This is a genomic window from Novosphingobium sp. SG754, assembly GCF_013149315.1.
In the GTDB taxonomy this organism is placed as follows: Bacteria; Pseudomonadota; Alphaproteobacteria; order Sphingomonadales; family Sphingomonadaceae; genus Novosphingobium; species Novosphingobium capsulatum.
Genome location: NZ_JABGCC010000003.1, coordinates 271514 through 287380 on the forward strand (window position 1 = coordinate 271514; position 15867 = coordinate 287380).

Below are 15867 nucleotides of genomic sequence, written 5' to 3' on the forward strand. Positions count from 1 at the left end.
CGATCAGACGCGGACGAACGCGCCGCTGCGCGCCGATGCCTGCGCGCCCTGGGCCAGCAGCAGCGCGCGCAGCCCGTCGGCCGCGCTGATCAGCGGCGCGGCGCCCTCTATCACCTGGGCAAAGTGGGCGATCTGCGCGGCAAAGGCAGCGGCATAGCGATCGAGGAAGAAATCCATGAACGGCGCGCCGGCCGCGCCGGCTGGTCCCCAGTGTTCCACCCGGCTGTGCGGCATGTTGCCCACGCGCAGCGCGCCGCGCGCGCCGAACGCCTCGATCCGCTGGTCATAGCCATAGCCGCTGCGGCGGCTGGAACTGATCATCGCCATGCGCCCGCTGGCGGTGCGCAGGATGGTCTTGGCGGTATCGGCGTCTCCCGCAGCGCCGATCGCGGGATCGATCAGGCAGGCCGTGGCAGCCATCACTTCCACCGGTTCTTCGCCCAGTAGCCAGCGCGCCATGTCGAAATCGTGGATCACCATGTCGTGAAAGATCCCGCCCGAGGTGGCGACATAGGCCGGTGGCGGCGGGGCGGGATCGTGGCTGATGATGTGCAGCGTTTCGATGCCGCCGATCGCGCCCTGGGCAAGCGCGGCCTGCAGCGCGGCAAAATCGGGATCGTGGCGGCGGTTGAAGCCCATCAACACCCGCGCGCCCAGCGCGTCGAGGCGGGCCAGCGCTGCCTGCGCCACGGCCAGATCAAGCGCGAGCGGCTTTTCGCAGAGCACGGCCAGGCCGCGCGCGGCAGCATCGAGCGTTTGCGGCGCGTGCAGTGCGGTGGGGCTGGCGATGACCGCGCCGGCAAGGCCCGGATGATCGAGTGCCTGATCGGGTGACAGCGCCAGCGCGCCGTGGCGGTCGGCCAGTGCCTGGGCTGCGGCGGGATCGATATCGGCCACCACGGCCAGGCGCAGGCCGGGATGGCGGGCGATATGCGCGGCATGGACGGCGCCGATGCGCCCGGCGCCCAGCAGAGCGATTGTGTGCATGAGGCCTGGCGGTTCCTTTGGCGTGGCGGTTCCGTTGACGTGGTCTGGCGCGTCTGTGCCGAAACTGGCGCGCCGGCACAAGAGCGGCACTGGCCAGAGCGCGCGCTTGGCGCCATAGCGGGGCAACCTTCACCAGCCAGGGAAACGGCGCCGTCCATGAAGCCACTCGATGTCATCGCGATCGGCCGCGCCGGGGTTGATCTCTATGGCGAGCAGGTGGGCGGCCGGCTGGAAGACATGGCCAGTTTTGCCAAGTATGTGGGGGGCAGCCCGACCAACACCGCGATCGGCATGGCACGGCTGGGCCTGCGCGCCGGGCTGATCACCCGCGTGGGCGGCGATCACATGGGCCGCTTCATCCGCGAGGAACTGGTGCGCGAAGGGGTGGATACGCGCGGCGTCCGCAGCGATCCGGCGCGGCTGACGGCGCTGGTCCTGCTGGGCATTCGCGAAAACGGCACCTATCCGCTGATCTTCTATCGCCAGGATTGCGCCGACATGGCGCTGTGCGAGGCTGATATCGATGCCGCGCTGATCGCCCAGGCCGGAGCGGTGCTGCTGTCCGGCACGCATTTTTCCACGCTGCAGACTGCCGCGGCAAGCCGCCGCGCCGCGCAACTGATGCGCGCACAGGGCGGGCGCGTGGTGCTCGACGTGGATTATCGCCCGGTGCTGTGGGATCTGGCGCCGCGCGATTGTGGCGAGGATCGCTATGTGCCGAGCCACAGCGTGACCGCGACGCTGCAGGGCGTGCTTGACCTGGTCGACCTGGTGGTGGGCACCGAAGAGGAAATCCACATCCTGGGCGGATCGACCAACACGCTGGATGCGCTGCGCTCGATCCGCACGCTGACCGACGCACCGGTGGTGGTCAAGCGCGGGGCCAGGGGCTGCGTCGTGTTCGAAGGGGTGATCCCGGGCGAGCTGGACGAAGGCCTGGTGGCGCCGGCGTTCACGGTGCCGGAGACCAATGTGCTCGGCGCGGGCGATGGCTTCATGGCCGGGTTCCTGCGGGGCTGGCTGCGCGGCGAACCGATGGCGCGGGCGGCGGCCTGGGGCAATGCCTGTGGCGCGATCGTGGTGGCGCGCCATGGCTGTGCCCCGGCGATGCCGACCTGGCCCGAACTCGACGCGTTCATGGCGGGGCAGGGCGCGCGCAGCCCGGCCAGCCTGGAACAGGTGCACTGGGCCACCACCCGCGCCCCGGCCGATGAAGCGCTGACGATCCTGGCGATCGACCATCGCGGCCTGTTCGAAACCCTGATCGCCAGCGGCGGTGGCGATGCCGCGCGCGTGGCGACGTTCAAGGATCTGGCCGGCATGGCGATGGAGCGCACCGCAGCCGGCGATCGTGCCTGTGGCTTGTTGCTCGATGGCCGGTTTGGCGCACGCGCGCTGGCCCAGGCCGCCGATGCGCCCTATTGGATCGGGCGGCCGATCGAGATTTCCGGCTCGCGCCCCTTGCGGTTCGAGGGCGGGGCTGATGTGGCGATCACGCTGCGATCCTGGCCGCGCCCGCATGCGGTGAAATGCAACCTGCGCTATCACCCTGATGATCCGGCCGATCTGCGCGCCGAGCAGGATGCCCAGCTGGCGCGCCTGTTCGATGCCACGCGCAGCACCGGCCACGAACTGCTGCTGGAAATCATCGCCGCGCCCTATGGCCCGGTGCATCACGATACCGTGGCGCGGGTCATGGCCCATGTCTATGCCCTGGGCATCTATCCCGATTGGTGGAAGCTGGAAGCGACTGATGACCCGGCCGCCTGGACAGCGATCGAGGCGGTGATTGCGCAGGCTGATCCGTGGTGCCGGGGCGTGGTGGTCTTGGGCGCGGAAAGCAGCCAGGCGCATCTGGCCGCCAGCTTTGCCGCAGCCGCGCCGCGCCGGGTGGTAAAGGGCTTTGCCGTGGGGCGGGCGATCTGGCAAGACGTGGCGCAGGAATGGTTTACCGGCATGATCGATGATGAAACCGCACTGGTGCGTTTGACCGAGAATTTCGCCGCCATGGTCGCCACCTGGCGCCGGGCGCGGGCCAAGGCGCTGGCCCCTTGCGCCTGACCGCCGGCCAGGCCCTCGTGCAATGGCTCGCCGCGCAGGACGTGGTGGGGGAAGATGGCGTGCGCGTGCCGTTTTTCGGCGGTGTCTGGGCGATTTTCGGCCATGGCAACGTGGCCGCATTGGGCGAGGCATTGGCGCAGGCAGACCCCACGCGCCTGCCCACCTATCGCGCGCATAGCGAGCAGGGCATGGCCCATGCGGCGATCGGCTTTGCCCGCGCCCATGCCCGGCGGCGGGCGATGGTGTGCACCACCTCGATCGGGCCGGGGGCAACCAATCTGGTGACGGCAGCGGCGCTGGCCCATGTCAACCGCCTGCCCGTGCTGCTGCTGCCGGGCGATGTCTATGCCTCGCGCCGGCCCGATCCGGTGTTGCAGCAGATCGAGCATTTTGCCGATGCCACGGTCTCGGCCAACGATTGCCTGCGCCCGGTGTCGCGCCTGTTCGATCGGATTACCCGGCCCGAGCAGCTGATCGATGCGCTGCCCCGCGCCATGGCGGTACTGACCGATCCGGCCGCGTGTGGCCCGGTGACGCTGGCGCTGTGCCAGGATGTGCAGGCCGAGGCGATCGATTGGCCGGCCGATTTCCTGGCGCCGCGCCTGTGGCATATCCGCCGGCCGGCGCCCGATGCGCGCGAACTGGCCGCACTGGTGGCGGCGCTGCGCGGGGCGCGGCGGCCGCTGGTGATTGCCGGGGGCGGGGTCCACTATGCCGGGGCGGCACCGGCGCTGGCGGCGCTGGCGGCGCAGACGGGGCTGCCCGTGGCCGAAACCCAGGCGGGCAAGGGGGCGTTGCCTGATGCGGCAACCGGCGCGCTGGGCGCGATCGGGGTGACCGGCACCGACGCGGCTAACACGGCGGCGCGCGAGGCAGACGTGATCGTGGCGCTGGGCACGCGGTTGCAGGATTTCACCACCGGCTCGCGCCGCCTGTTCGGCGCCGATGCGCAGCTGTTCCAGGTGAACGTGGCACTGCACGATAGCGCCAAGCATGGCGCGCAGCCGGTGCTGGGCGATGCCGGCGTGGTGGTCGATGCGCTAGCCCACGCGCTGGACGGCTGGACCGTGCCGGCCGCCTGGGCGGAGCAGACCGCAGCCTGGGCCGCGCAATGGCATCAGGCGGCCAAGGACGCGCGCAATTGGCCGGTGCCGGCGGGCACGCTGCCCGATGACGTGGCCGTGATCGGCGCGGTGCAGCGCGCCCGGCCCGATGCCACGATCGTGGCGGCGGCCGGCGGCTTGCCGGGTGATCTGCACCGCTTCTGGCCGTGCCCGGCGCCGGGGCGCTATCACGTGGAATACGGCTTTTCCTGCATGGGTTTCGAGCTGGCTGGCGGGCTGGGCATTGCCCTGGCCGATCGCGCCGCCGATGTGGTGGTGATGGTGGGCGATGGCAGCTATCTGATGCTCAATTCCGAACTGGCCAGCGCGGCGGCGCTGGGCGTGGCGTTTACCGTGGTGCTGCTCGACAACCGGGGCTTTGGCTGCATCCATCGCCTGCAGGGGCGCACCGGCAATGCCTCTTTCGCCACACTGCGCGGGGACGGGCTGCCGGCGATCGATTTCGTCGCCCATGCCCGCGCGCTGGGCGCGGTGGCGCACAAGGTGGCCGATTGCGCCGCGCTGGAAGCGGCACTGGCGGCCCCGCGCGCCGCCGATCGGCCTACCGTGCTGGTGATCGAGACCGATCCCGACGGCGGGCGCGATCTGGGCGGCGCTTGGTGGGACGTGGCTGTGCCGGAAATTTCCACGCGTGAGGCGGTGAAGGCCGCCCGCGCGGACTATGACGCAGCGCTGGAGCAGCGGCCATGACCGTGCGCTGGGGCGTCAGCCCGATTGGCTGGGTCAATGATGACCTGCCCAGCCTGGGTGCGGGCACCACGCTCGATACGATCCTGAGCGATGCGGCGGCAATCGGCTTTGCCGGGATCGAGCGGGGCGGGATTTTTCCGGCCGAACCGGCGGGGCTGGCCGCCAGGCTGGACCAGGCCGGGCTGGCGCTGGCCGGGGCGTGGCACGGCAGCGGCCTGCTTGCCCATGGCCTGGCGGGGGAAAGCGCGGCGATCGAGGCGCAAGGCACGCTGCTGGCGGCGTGTGGCTGCGACGTGTTCATTCTGGCGGAAACCAGCGGCGCGGTGCATGGACAGCGCCACACGCCGCTGCGCCAGCGGCCGCGCCTGGCGCCCAGCGAATGGCCCGCGTTTGGCGCCATGCTCGACAGCGTGGCGGCGCGGCTCGCCGATCGCGGCCTGCGCCTGGCCTATCACTATCACCTCGGCACGGTGGTGGAGGATGCCCAGGATCTGGCGCGGCTGATCGATGCCACGGGCGAGGGTGTGGGCCTGGTGATCGATACCGGCCATGCGCGGCTGGGCGGAATCGATGTGCCGGCACTGATCCGCGAGCATCCCGCCCGCGTGGTGCATGTCCACGCCAAGGACGTGCGCCCGGCGGTGGCGGCCGAGACGATCGGCCAGGGCGCCTCGTTCCTCGATGGCGTGATTGCCGGCATGTTTACGGTGCCGGGCGATGGCGCGGTGGATTTTGCCACCATTTGCGCGGCGCTCGCCGCGATCGACTATGCCGGGTGGATCGTGATCGAGGCGGAACAAGACCCCGCGCTGGCGCCGCCAGCGGCCTATGCCCGCGCTGGTCTGGCCCATCTGCGCGCGCTGTGGATGTCGGCGGTGCCGGCGGCGGGAGCGGGGGCGCAGGGGTTGAAGTAGGCCGCCATGCATGCGACATCGGCGGGCATGAACCCCGATACCCGCGCCATGATCGCTGCCGTCGCCTTTGCCTCCACCACCGGCAAGACGGTGGCCGGGCTGTTTGACCATGCCGCCGGCCGCGATCTGCGCGTGGCGGCAGAGCGGCGCGGCGACCAGGTCCAGGGCTTTGACGGCGAACGCAATGTGGCTTTTGCTGGCACGCTGCCCGAAATCCACGACGAGGGCAGCAAGGCCTTCGTTTCGTTCACCATCGACGGCGAACAGGTGCGCGGTTTTGATCGGGCCAGCGGCGCTCATTTCGAGGCGCGCGTGGGCGATGGCGTGGTGCAGGTGTTTGACCACGCGCAGAGCACGTGGTTCGCCTATGACGTGCAGGATGCCCAGGCGGCAAGCAGCTATCTGCGCAGCAATTCCTAATCCGCCAGCTTGGCGCGCTTGGCCTCCGCCCAGGTGCGCCCGGCGTCTCCTCCCCACAGCAGCCAGGCGATAAACCCGGCAGAGGGATCGCTGTTGCTGTTCCACTGGTGCGCCGCGCCCTGCTTGTCCACCTTGTGGCGGGCGAAATAGCTGGCCATGGCTTTCACGTCAGCCTCGCTCACATCGCCCCGCTCGGCCAGTTGGTGCGCGCGGCGCACGCCGACGTCCGTGCCGCCACGGCCAAACTTTTCGCGTAGGCGCAGGCCGCGCTTGGCATTGGCCGCCATCTTGAGCGTGGGGGTAAAGGTCTGCCCGGCCATGGCGCTATTCCTTTTCCAGCGCTGCGGGCTTGTGCGCGGCGCGGGCGCCGCTTGCGGTTTCCACCAGGATCTGCGGATCATCGGGCGAGGCGGCGACCTTGTGATCCTTGATCTTCATCGGCTTGGTCACCTTGCGCACGACCTTGCCGTGGGCGGTGCCGCCGCTGCTGTGCCATTTGACTTTCGCGCCCTTGCGCAGGGTTTCGGCCATGGTGGGTTCCTCTTCCATATGCGGTAAAGGAACCCACCATCGCGAAGGACAGTTCCGTATGGCCCTTGGGGCAGGGGGCTATTTCGCCTGATCGAGCACCCGGGTTTGCCGGGCGATCAACCGGGCAAAGCCTGCCGGCGTGCACGCGGTGCCACAGCGGCCAAGCGAGAGCGGATGCAGCGGCGCGCCGGCGCCCGCTTGCGGCAAGGGCAGCAGGCGGCGCGCCTGATCGGGCGTTTGCGCGAGATAGGACAGGCGCAGCAACTGGCGGCCGGTGCGCGTGTCGGTCAGGCGTTCGAACAGCAGGCCCGCGCCGATCGGCGGATCGTTGCGGCCATAGCCGGGCAGGGTAAAGCCGGTGCCGATCAGCGCGGTAACCGCCGCGATGGTATTGTCATGGCCGACCAAGACGCTGAACGCCGGTGCTTGGCGCGCCGTCAGCGTGGCGGCGATCCTGCGCGCGATCAACCCGCCAACGCGCGGCGCCATATAGGCCGAGCGGGCAAAGACATCGAACAGCCGGGCGTGGAGCGGAGACATCGTGGCGATGTCGGCCGCGCTGGCCCGGCCCCAGCCGACCTCGCGCAGCGGCATACCTTCGGTGTATTGCAGCAGGAACACCTGCGCCGTGCCCGAGGCGAGATCGATCGGGCCAGCCAGGCTCAACCCCTTGCCATCGGCCGAAGGCGCGATGCGGTTGGGCTGGGTGGAAATCGGGCAGGGCGCGCGGCAGCCCAGCACGCGTTCGATGGTGGCGACGGCCGGGCCCATGCCGACCATCAGCGCGCGGCCATTGTCGAGTTCGGCGTTGATGCTGGCAGCAGCGGCGCGCGCATCGAACGGCACGGCCGGCGTATCGAGCGCGTCGAACAGCGGATCGGCCTGGCCTTCGGGCAGGTGATCGACCGCGAGCGGACAACCGGGCGCGAGGCCCTGGGCGAGGGCCTGGCCGCTGGCGATGGTGCGCGATTTGCTGTTGGTCCAGATCGCGATGCTGCCGGCTTGCGGGCAGCCCCCGGCAGGCAACAGTCCCTGGCGCACCAGGCGCGCGCGCTCGTAATCGGCAAGGCGGCCGAGCGCCTGGGCGCCGTGCGGGGTAAGCTGGCTGGGCGGGGTATCCCAGTGGGGAAAGGGGTGATCAGCCAGCGGCGCAGCGGCCGCTTCGCCATCGAGCGGGGCGCGGATGCCGTGGCGGATGAGCAGCACGACGCGATCGACGCGGTAGTGCGGAGCCTTGTCTGGCGCCGGGCGGGCGATCGCCATGGCCGGGATCAGCGCGGCGAGCAGGCACAGCGCAAGGCGGGGGGTGAAGCGGGCACGAGCGAGCATGGCGGGCAGCCTTACCTGGCAAATGTGAAACAGAAGCGACGCGGCAAAAAGGGGGGGCAGCGGCCGCGATAAACGCGCCGCCGCCCCAGTTTGCGATCGGGTCAGTGAGGGACGACCCGGGGGATCAGGCGATCAGAACGAGTACTTGATGCTGGCCAGCGCCGTGGTGCCGGAATTGACGATGTCGGAAATGGCCAGCGAGTGGCGCCCGATGTGGGCCCAGTAGGTGTAGTTGTTGAACAGGTTGGCCACCGAGACATCGGCCTTGAGGCCATTGCCGAAATCATAGCCGGCGTGCAGGTCAACCCGCTTGACCGGGCGCACCCAGCGATCGTCCCAACCCGTGGGCTGGCCCAGGTAATTGTAGGATTCCAGATAAGCGCCGGTGTAGTTGTAGATGGCGTCGATCGAGAAGCCGCCGAGCGCGTAGAACACCCGCGCCTGGCCCATCACATCAGGGGCGTTCTGGATATTGCGCATCACGCCGTTGCCGATGTCCACCTTGGTCCACTGCCGGGTGAGGTTGGCACCGATGCCGAAGCCACGCAGCGCGCCGGGCAGTTCGACAAAGGTTTTCTGCACCTGGAATTCCAGGCCATAGACATTGCCACTGCCGCCGTTGAGCGGACGGGTGATGAACGTCTGGTTGGTGCCGTCGTTGGTGGCGGTGTTGAGCAGGGTGGTGCCGCTGTCATAGAGATAGTTGGTCAGCCGCTTGTAATAGCCGCCCAGCATGACGTGGCCCGAGGGAGCAAAGTTCCATTCGACCGAGCTGTCGACATTGATCGCGCGGATCGGCTTGAGGTTGGGATTTCCCTGCACGATCGTGGTCTTGCCATCGTCACCGGTGCGCGCGGTGGAGCTGCCGCCAAGCTGGAAGAACGGCGGGCGGGTATAGGAGAACCACACGTCGCCACGCGCCACCAGCGTGCTGCTGGGCCGCCAGCTGGCAAACAGGCTGGGCAGCAGTTCGTTGTAGGTGGTGCGGTTGCTGGCAAAGGCGCCGGGCTGTTCCACGCCGCCGCTATAGGCCATGACCCAATAGGTGTTGTTGATCGTGGTGTGTTCAAAGCGCAGGCCCGGAATGATTTCCAGATTGCCGGCCTTGAGCGTGGCCGTGGCATAGGCCGCCGCCACGGTTTCACGGCCCGACAGCGTGCCGCAGTTGAAGTTGTTCACATAGAGCGAACCGCAGGTGTCGAAGCTGTTGTAGCTCGATCCATCGGCTTCGTTGGCGAACTGGTACTTGTTGAACAGGTTGAACAGCGCCGTCTTGTTGAAGCGTGGCAGCGACCAGTCATAAAGGCCCGGATAGGTGTGGGCATACGTGCCGTTGGTCAGGCCCAGCTGCCCCCAGGTGACGGCGTGGCCGACATAGTTGGCGACATAGTCGGTCGTCCAGTCGCGGCTGGTCACGTTGCGCTTGCTGCTTTGCAGCTTGGCGCCAAAGGCGATGCTTTGCAGCAGGCCGCCATCGGTGAAATCGCGGCTGATATCGAGGCGTCCGCCCCACTTGCGCTGGCCGCTGAACTGCTCGGTCAACTGGCCGGCGCGGCGGGCGGGCAGCACGCTGGCCGAATTGTCGAACGCGTTGAAGATCGCCTGGTTATACAGTGCGACCGGATAGTTGTCGGAATAGCCGACCGACTGGCCACCGAGCGGGATCTTCGATCCGTTGGTGTACTTGTCGGACTGGTTGATGCGGGCCGAGGCCTCGATGTGGTTGGGGCGGTTGTTGTGGCCTTCGCTGTAGAACACCTCGGGCGCGATCTTCCAGTCGCCGAGCTGCTTTTCCACGCCGAACGCGGCCGTCGCCAGGATCGCGGTTTCGGGGTTGGTTTCAAAGTAGTTGCGCACCGAAACCGAAGGCACGGTGAGGACATAGCGATCGGTGCCGGGCGAGAGAATCCAGGCCTTGGTGCCGCCGTTGAACTGCGCCAGGGTGGAATCCTGCTCGGTCAGCGCCTTGGCATAGGTGCCGCGCAGATAGACGCGGGTGGTATCGTCAGGGTGCCAGTCGAGCGAGGCATTGCCGCCAAAGCGGCGGGTCTTGCCGCTCGATACGCCGGCGTCAAAGCCGGTGAGCGCGGCATTGCGCTGCGGATCGAGGCCGGGATAGCTGGTGCCCTTGCTGTCCGACGCGTTGAGATAGCCCCAGCTGCCATCGTCGTGCGCCGATTGCGCGCCGCGGATCTCGCTGTTGGTATAGGTGCGCTTGTCGTAATAGCCGCTGACGTAGATGCCCATGGTGTGGCCCGGGCCAAAGCGCGACGAGATTTCCGCCGCCAGACCGCCGCCCAGGCCGCTGTCGCCATAGGTGCGCGCGCGGGTTTCGAGGCGGCCCGAGGCCGTCACGCTGCCGTGCAGGCGATCGGAATAGTCGAACGCCGAAGGCGTGCGGAAATCGACCGTGCCGCCAATGGCATCGGCATCCATGTCGGCGCGCGAGGCCTTGTTGAGCACGATCGTGTTGAGGCCCGTGGGCGGCAGCAGGGTCAGCTGCACGCCGCGGCTGTAGGGCTGGCCCTGAGCGACGTTGACGCCATTGATCAGGTTGACGTTGTATTCGGAATTGAGGCCACGGATGGCGACATACATGCCTTCCCCGCGCGAGGCGCCATCGACGCCGCCGATGAACGACGAGCCGGTGTTGACCACGTTGACGCCGGGCAGCAGGCCCAGCGCCTCGGCCACGTTGTGCACGGCGGTGTGGCGCAGGTCTTCTTCCGACAGAACCGAGATCGGGTGGGAAGACTGGAACTGGATATCGGCGGCCTGCTTGCGCGTGCCGATCACCACGATGGCGCGTTCGGCATCGGCCGGGGCCGCGGAATCGCCAGCGGAATCGGTGGCGGCATCGGGCGCGGCCTGCGGCGCCTGTTGCGCCAGCGCGGGAACGATCATGGTGTGCAGCGCGCTGGCGAGCAGGGCCGGGCGCAGATACGAAACGGGCATGTTTTCCCCCTTTAGGAAACACGACCAGCCACGGCGGGCGGGTCTGCTGGAAAGGACGCAGCGCCGCCCCACGATTCCCCGAAAAAATTTGATGGCGCGATTGTCACGGCGCTGTCACACCTGCCGCCTAGGGCGCCCGGCCATGTGCCCCAGGGGATCAATCCCGCGCGTTTTGGCCGGGTGCCGCCGGGGGGCAATGATGGCAAGAACGGGGTCGACCATGCGGAGCATCGACGGGGATAGTCATGCGCCGCCACCAGAGCTGCCGCAGGGGGCGGCATCGTGCCGTGCCGAAGAGCTGGAGGCGGCCACCAGTGCCGGCGAGATGGCCGCGCTGCGCGCCTATCTCAAACGGCGCATGAGCGATGGGCAGGACCTGGACGACATGGTCCAGGACGTCTATCTGCGCGTGCTTTCGACGCCGGAAGCCGATCCTGTTGCCAATATTCGGGGATTTCTGCGCCGGGTTGCGTCAAACCTGTTGATCGACCGTTACCGCAGGAAGGCTGCCCGCTTGTCCGAACACCATACCACGCTGGACGAGCATATCGTCGACGATGGCGCCCTGGCGCCCGAACGCATTGCCTCTGGCCGCCAGGAGCTGGCGCTGCTGGGCGATGCGCTCGAGGCGATCGTGCCAGTGGCGCGCGATGCGTTCCTGCTGGTGCGGGTGGAAGGGTTGAGCCACAAGGAAGCCGCGCAACGGCTGGGCATCACGCCCAAGGCGGTTTCGCACCATGTGGAGCGCACGCTGGCGCGCATGGCCGGGCGCCTGGCGCTGGGCGAGGGTAGCGGCAGGGGCAGCGGCGGGAGAGCCGCGCGATGACGGCGCCCAACCTGCACGACAGCCCGATCCTGGCCGAGGCCGCGCGCTGGATGGAACGCGCCCGCAATGGCAGCGAGGAAGACCGCCGGGCCTTTCGCGCCTGGTTGCGCGAGCGGCCCGAGCATGTCGCGGCGATGGACCTGGTCGAGCGCGCCTGGCGCGAGGCGCCGCGTGCCGCGGCAGGGCGTGGCCTGCGCCCGCGCGCGCGCCTGGCTGAACCCGCCGCGGCGCGCGGTGCGGGGCGCTGGCGCATGGCGGGGCCACTGCTGGGCGCGGCCTGCGCCGCGCTGGCTGCCGTGGCCGCCTGGACCTTGACCGTGCACGAGCAGCATCTGGCAGCGCCGGCTGATCGCATGGCCAGCTTTGCCCTGGCCGATGGCAGCCGGGTGTGGCTGACGCCGGGCAGCGCGGTGACGATGCGCGCCACCCTGCTGGGCCGTTCGGTTGCGCTTGATGGCGAAGGCACGTTTGACGTGAAGCACGAGCGACGCCCGTTTGCGGTGACGGCGGGTGACGTGCGCGTGGTCGATCGCGGCACGCTGTTTTCCGTGGCGCGGCGCGCCGGGCAAACGGCGGTGATCCTGGCGCGCGGCGCGATCGATATCGAAGACAGCCGCAGCGGCGCCTTGATCGCCACGCCCCATCCCGGGCAGCAGGTGTCGCTGGCCGGCGATACTGCCACGATCGCTGCGATCGATGCCGATGCCGCGCTGGCCTGGCGCGACGGGCGGCTGGTGGTGCAGGATCTGCCGTTGGCGGCGGTGATGGCGCGGTTCTCGCAATTGAGCGGCGTGCCGATCGCGCTGCGCGATCCCGCGATGGGCGATCTGCGCGTCTATGGCACCTATCGCCTTGGCGATGTGGCGCAGTTCCTCGATGCCGTTGGCGCGCTCTACCCCGTGGCGTGGCGCCGAACCGAGCGTGGGTATGAGGTTTTCCGCCGCTAGCGCCGCTTTGCTGGGCGCGGCGTGCCTTGTGCCCGCGCCCGTTCCGGCCATGGCCGCGACGGCGCAGCCCGTTGGCGCGCCCACGCGCATCGTGCTGCCGGCCATGCCGCTGGGCCAGGCCTTGCTGGCCCTGGCGCGGCAGGCCGGGCGCAACATCCTGTTTGCCGCTGCCGACGTGGCCGGGGCGCAAGCGCCACCCGTGCGCGCCACCACGTTTGACCAGGCCTTGTCCATCCTGGCGCGCAGCAATGGCCTGGTGGCTACGCGGCTGGCCGGCGGCGCCGTGCGGCTTGCCCCGCGGCGGCGCCCGCCCGCGTCCCTGCGCGCAGCACCGCGCCGCCAGGCCGTGGCACCGCTGCCCCCGCCCATGATCGAGGATCGCACCGCCATCGTGGTGGAAGCCTCGCTGGCGGCGCGGGCCTGGCGCGACGGCGCGGCCGAAGACACGCCCGATGCCCTGGCCAGCGCGCAGATCCGCCGCTTGCCCGATCGCACCATCGCCGAGGCGCTGGGCCGCCTGCCCGGCATCATCACGCTGGCGACCTCGCTGGAAGGGGCGATGGGCCGGGTGGACCACGCGGGCCGCGCCACGGGCGATTTCGTGGCGATGCGCGGGCTGCCCGGTGCCTATGTCGAAACGCGGATCGACGGCATCGAGATACCGCAAAGCCTGCCCTATAGCCGGGGCACGCAACTGGGGCTGATGGCCCTGGCGCCCGATCTGGGCCTGCAGGTGCACCGCGTGCTCGATGCCCGGCTGGCGGGGGAAGCGATTGCCGGCACGCTCGATATCGATCACCTGGCGCCGTTCGCGCCGCGCGCGCAGGGCCTGCGCCTGGGCCTGACCGCGGGGGCCGATGACCAGGCCTGGCGCTTTGGCCAGAATGCCGGCACCTGGGGCGCCAATGCCGGGTTCGGCTGGCAATCGCCCGATGGGCGGCTGGCGCTCGTGGCCAGCGCGGCGCTGAGCCGGCGCCATTTCGCCAGCGTGGAGCAGACCTATCAATCTGGCAACCTGGCCTATGCCCTGACCGATGCGCAGGGCAACAGCGCGCCGGGGCTGGACCCGGCGGCCAATCTGCTGCTCGCCTCGGTCAACGCGCAAGTGACGCGCGGCACCGCGCACGAAGAGACCGCGTTCCTGTCGCTGGGGTGGCGGGCGAGCGACCGGCTGACGCTGACGGCGAGTGCGATGTGGGCCAGCCGCGCGATTGCCCAGGATGTCTATCAGGTCAGCGTGCAGGGCGGCCGCGCCGCCGGGTTCTTTGCCCAGACCCCCACGGCCGATGGCCTGCTGCGCACCCAGAGCGTGCGCGCCGATGCGCACTATTGGTTCGAAACCAACCCCGAGCGCGACCGGCTGGGCATGGCCCAGGCGGCGCTGGCGTGGGACGCTGGCGCAACCAAGGCGCAGGCCCGCGTGTTTGCCGCGCTGGGCCGCACCGACCGACCCGACCATATCGAGATTTCGTTCTGGGACGCGGATACCACGCGGCTTTCCGGCGGGGTCAACGTGGCCGATGTGCGCGGCTTTCCCGTGCTCAAGCTCGCCCCGGCCGATGCCGCGTTGGTCGCCAATCCACTCGCCTTTCCGGTGCACAACCAGGGGGAGCGCGAAAGCGAGACGAGCCAGGACCACCGCCTGGGCGGGGACTGGCGCGTGCAGGCCAGCCCCGCGCCGGGCTGGCAGGCCGAGATTGGCGGCTTGGCGCTGCGATCGTGGCGCAGCCGGGAGACCGCGCATTTCCTCTATGCCGATACGCTGCCGGCGGGCACGACGCTGGGCAACAGCGGGCTGGTCGATGGGCAGATCGGGCCGGTGCTGCGCGGGGTCTATGACTATGCCATCCCGACCATCGCCGATGCCGCGCTGCTGCGTGCGATCGGCCGGGCCAGCGTGCAGCCGCGCACCATCGACGACAGCAACGCCAATGCCTATGCCCTGCATGAAGACCGCCTGGCCGCTTATGCCATGGTGACGCGGCACCTGGGCGGGGATGACGATGCGGGGGAGGGCGATGCGGGGGAGGGCGCGCTTGACCTGTCGCTGGGCCTGCGCGGCGAATGGTCTGGCGTGAGCGGGCGCTATTGGCTGGCGGGCAACGATGGCGTGCCGGCCGATGGCGTGGCCTATGGCTGGAACCACCTGTCGGCCCACTATGCCGCGCTCTTGCCCAGCGCCACGCTGCACTGGCGGCCCGATCGGCAATGGACGTTCGATGCGGCGCTGTGGACCAGCCTGACGCGGCCATCGCCCTATCAGCTTACCGGCGGTGGCAGCGCCACGCGCGACAGCCAGGGGGTGACCGAAATCCAGCTGTCCAACCCCGATCTCAAATCGGTGCGCGGCACCAATGCCGATCTGGGCGTGGCCTGGCAGGGGCCGGGCGGGCTGCACCTGGCGCTGGGCGGCTTTGCCAAGCACCTGGCGCGCTATCTCAATGATACCGGCAACGATCTCAACAATCCGGCCAGCGTGCTGGAATACCGCGCGATCCGCCTGATCCGCCCGGAAAACGGCGGCACCGCGACGATCCTGGGGCTGGAGGCGAGCATGGCCGTGCCGCTGGACCTGGTTTCCGGCGTGCTGCGCCATCTGGCCGTTGCGGCCGATCTCACGCTGCTGCACAGCGCGGTGCACCTCGACAATCCCGCGCTCGACCGGGTGGAGCGCACGCAATATGCCCCGGCCAGCAACCTCTTGCTGCGGCTGCATTATGATGATGGCCGCTGGTCTGCCGATGCCGCCTGCCGGCTGACCGGCGCCTATATCCAGGAATACGGGATCGACGTGCCGACCTTTGCCGGCACCGCGCCGCTATCGGGCAGCGCGCTCGATACCTGGGTGCGTCCATCGCGGCAGGTGGACCTGGCCATGGCGCGCCACTGGGGCCGGCAGACGCTGCGCCTGGCGCTGCGCAACGCGCTGGATGATACCGCCTATCGCGCCACGATCGGCCGCTATAGCGACGCCGTGCCGCAGACGATCCTGGGCGGGCGGCAACTGCTCTTGACCTGGTCGGCGGGCTTCTGAAACGACGCGAATTTGCGTCCGTTTTCTTTTCAGGAAAAAGATTGTCGAC

General features: G+C 69.3%; 12 protein-coding genes. 7 read left to right on the forward strand and 5 right to left on the reverse strand.

Annotated elements, in window-relative coordinates; all coding sequences use genetic code 11:
• Positions 1-3: 3 nt before the first annotated feature.
• The gene (gene iolG, locus FHW97_RS09250; RefSeq protein ID WP_171798766.1) at positions 4-987 is read right to left on the reverse strand and encodes an inositol 2-dehydrogenase; all 984 of its coding nucleotides are present in this window, start codon (positions 985-987) and stop codon (positions 4-6) included.
• Positions 988-1143: 156 nt separating this feature from the next.
• On the opposite strand from iolG, the gene iolC reads away from it, so the two are divergent.
• Genes iolC through FHW97_RS09270 form a run of 4 tightly spaced genes read left to right on the forward strand, consistent with a single transcriptional unit; the run spans position 1144 to position 6196 of the window.
• The gene (iolC, locus tag FHW97_RS09255) at positions 1144-3048 is read left to right on the forward strand and encodes a 5-dehydro-2-deoxygluconokinase (protein ID WP_171798767.1); all 1905 of its coding nucleotides are present in this window, start codon (positions 1144-1146) and stop codon (positions 3046-3048) included.
• A complete protein-coding gene (gene iolD, locus FHW97_RS09260; protein WP_171798768.1) occupies positions 3039-4862 on the forward strand; it encodes a 3D-(3,5/4)-trihydroxycyclohexane-1,2-dione acylhydrolase (decyclizing) in 1824 nt (607 codons plus the stop codon). Before iolC ends, iolD begins: the two co-directional genes overlap by 10 nt.
• On the forward strand, positions 4859-5776 hold the full coding sequence (gene iolE, locus FHW97_RS09265) for a myo-inosose-2 dehydratase (protein WP_171798769.1): 918 nt from the start codon (positions 4859-4861) through the stop codon (positions 5774-5776). The genes iolD and iolE overlap by 4 nt, the downstream gene beginning before the upstream one ends.
• A 6-nt stretch (positions 5777-5782) precedes the next feature.
• Entirely contained in the window at positions 5783-6196 is a 414-nt protein-coding gene (locus FHW97_RS09270) for a hypothetical protein (RefSeq protein WP_233253881.1), read from the forward strand.
• On the opposite strand, the gene FHW97_RS09275 is transcribed toward FHW97_RS09270, so the two are convergent.
• The 4 genes from FHW97_RS09275 to FHW97_RS09290 form a co-directional block, all read right to left on the reverse strand.
• Complete coding sequence (locus tag FHW97_RS09275; protein WP_171798770.1) at positions 6193-6516, reverse strand: hypothetical protein; 324 nt, start codon at positions 6514-6516, stop codon at positions 6193-6195. The genes FHW97_RS09270 and FHW97_RS09275 overlap by 4 nt on opposite strands.
• A gap of 4 nt (positions 6517-6520) precedes the next feature.
• Positions 6521-6745: a DUF2945 domain-containing protein gene (locus FHW97_RS09280; RefSeq protein ID WP_022677806.1), complete on the reverse strand. Its 225-nt coding sequence runs from the start codon at positions 6743-6745 to the stop codon at positions 6521-6523.
• A 60-nt stretch (positions 6746-6805) separates the two neighbouring features.
• Positions 6806-8056, reverse strand: a complete 1251-nt coding sequence (locus tag FHW97_RS09285; protein ID WP_253941698.1) for a histidine-type phosphatase — start codon at positions 8054-8056, stop codon at positions 6806-6808.
• A 132-nt stretch (positions 8057-8188) separates the two neighbouring features.
• Positions 8189-11011, reverse strand: a complete 2823-nt coding sequence (locus FHW97_RS09290; RefSeq protein WP_253941699.1) for a TonB-dependent receptor — start codon at positions 11009-11011, stop codon at positions 8189-8191.
• 220 nt (positions 11012-11231) lie between these two features.
• Between FHW97_RS09290 and FHW97_RS09295 the strand changes: the two genes are divergently transcribed.
• Genes FHW97_RS09295 through FHW97_RS09305 form a run of 3 tightly spaced genes read left to right on the forward strand, consistent with a single transcriptional unit; the run spans position 11232 to position 15818 of the window.
• A complete protein-coding gene (locus FHW97_RS09295; protein WP_171798771.1) occupies positions 11232-11837 on the forward strand; it encodes an RNA polymerase sigma factor in 606 nt (201 codons plus the stop codon).
• The gene (locus tag FHW97_RS09300; RefSeq protein WP_171798772.1) at positions 11834-12784 is read left to right on the forward strand and encodes a FecR domain-containing protein; all 951 of its coding nucleotides are present in this window, start codon (positions 11834-11836) and stop codon (positions 12782-12784) included. The genes FHW97_RS09295 and FHW97_RS09300 overlap by 4 nt, the downstream gene beginning before the upstream one ends.
• 28 nt (positions 12785-12812) lie before the next feature.
• Positions 12813-15818: a TonB-dependent receptor domain-containing protein gene (locus FHW97_RS09305; protein WP_171798773.1), complete on the forward strand. Its 3006-nt coding sequence runs from the start codon at positions 12813-12815 to the stop codon at positions 15816-15818.
• Positions 15819-15867: the final 49 nt, after the last annotated feature.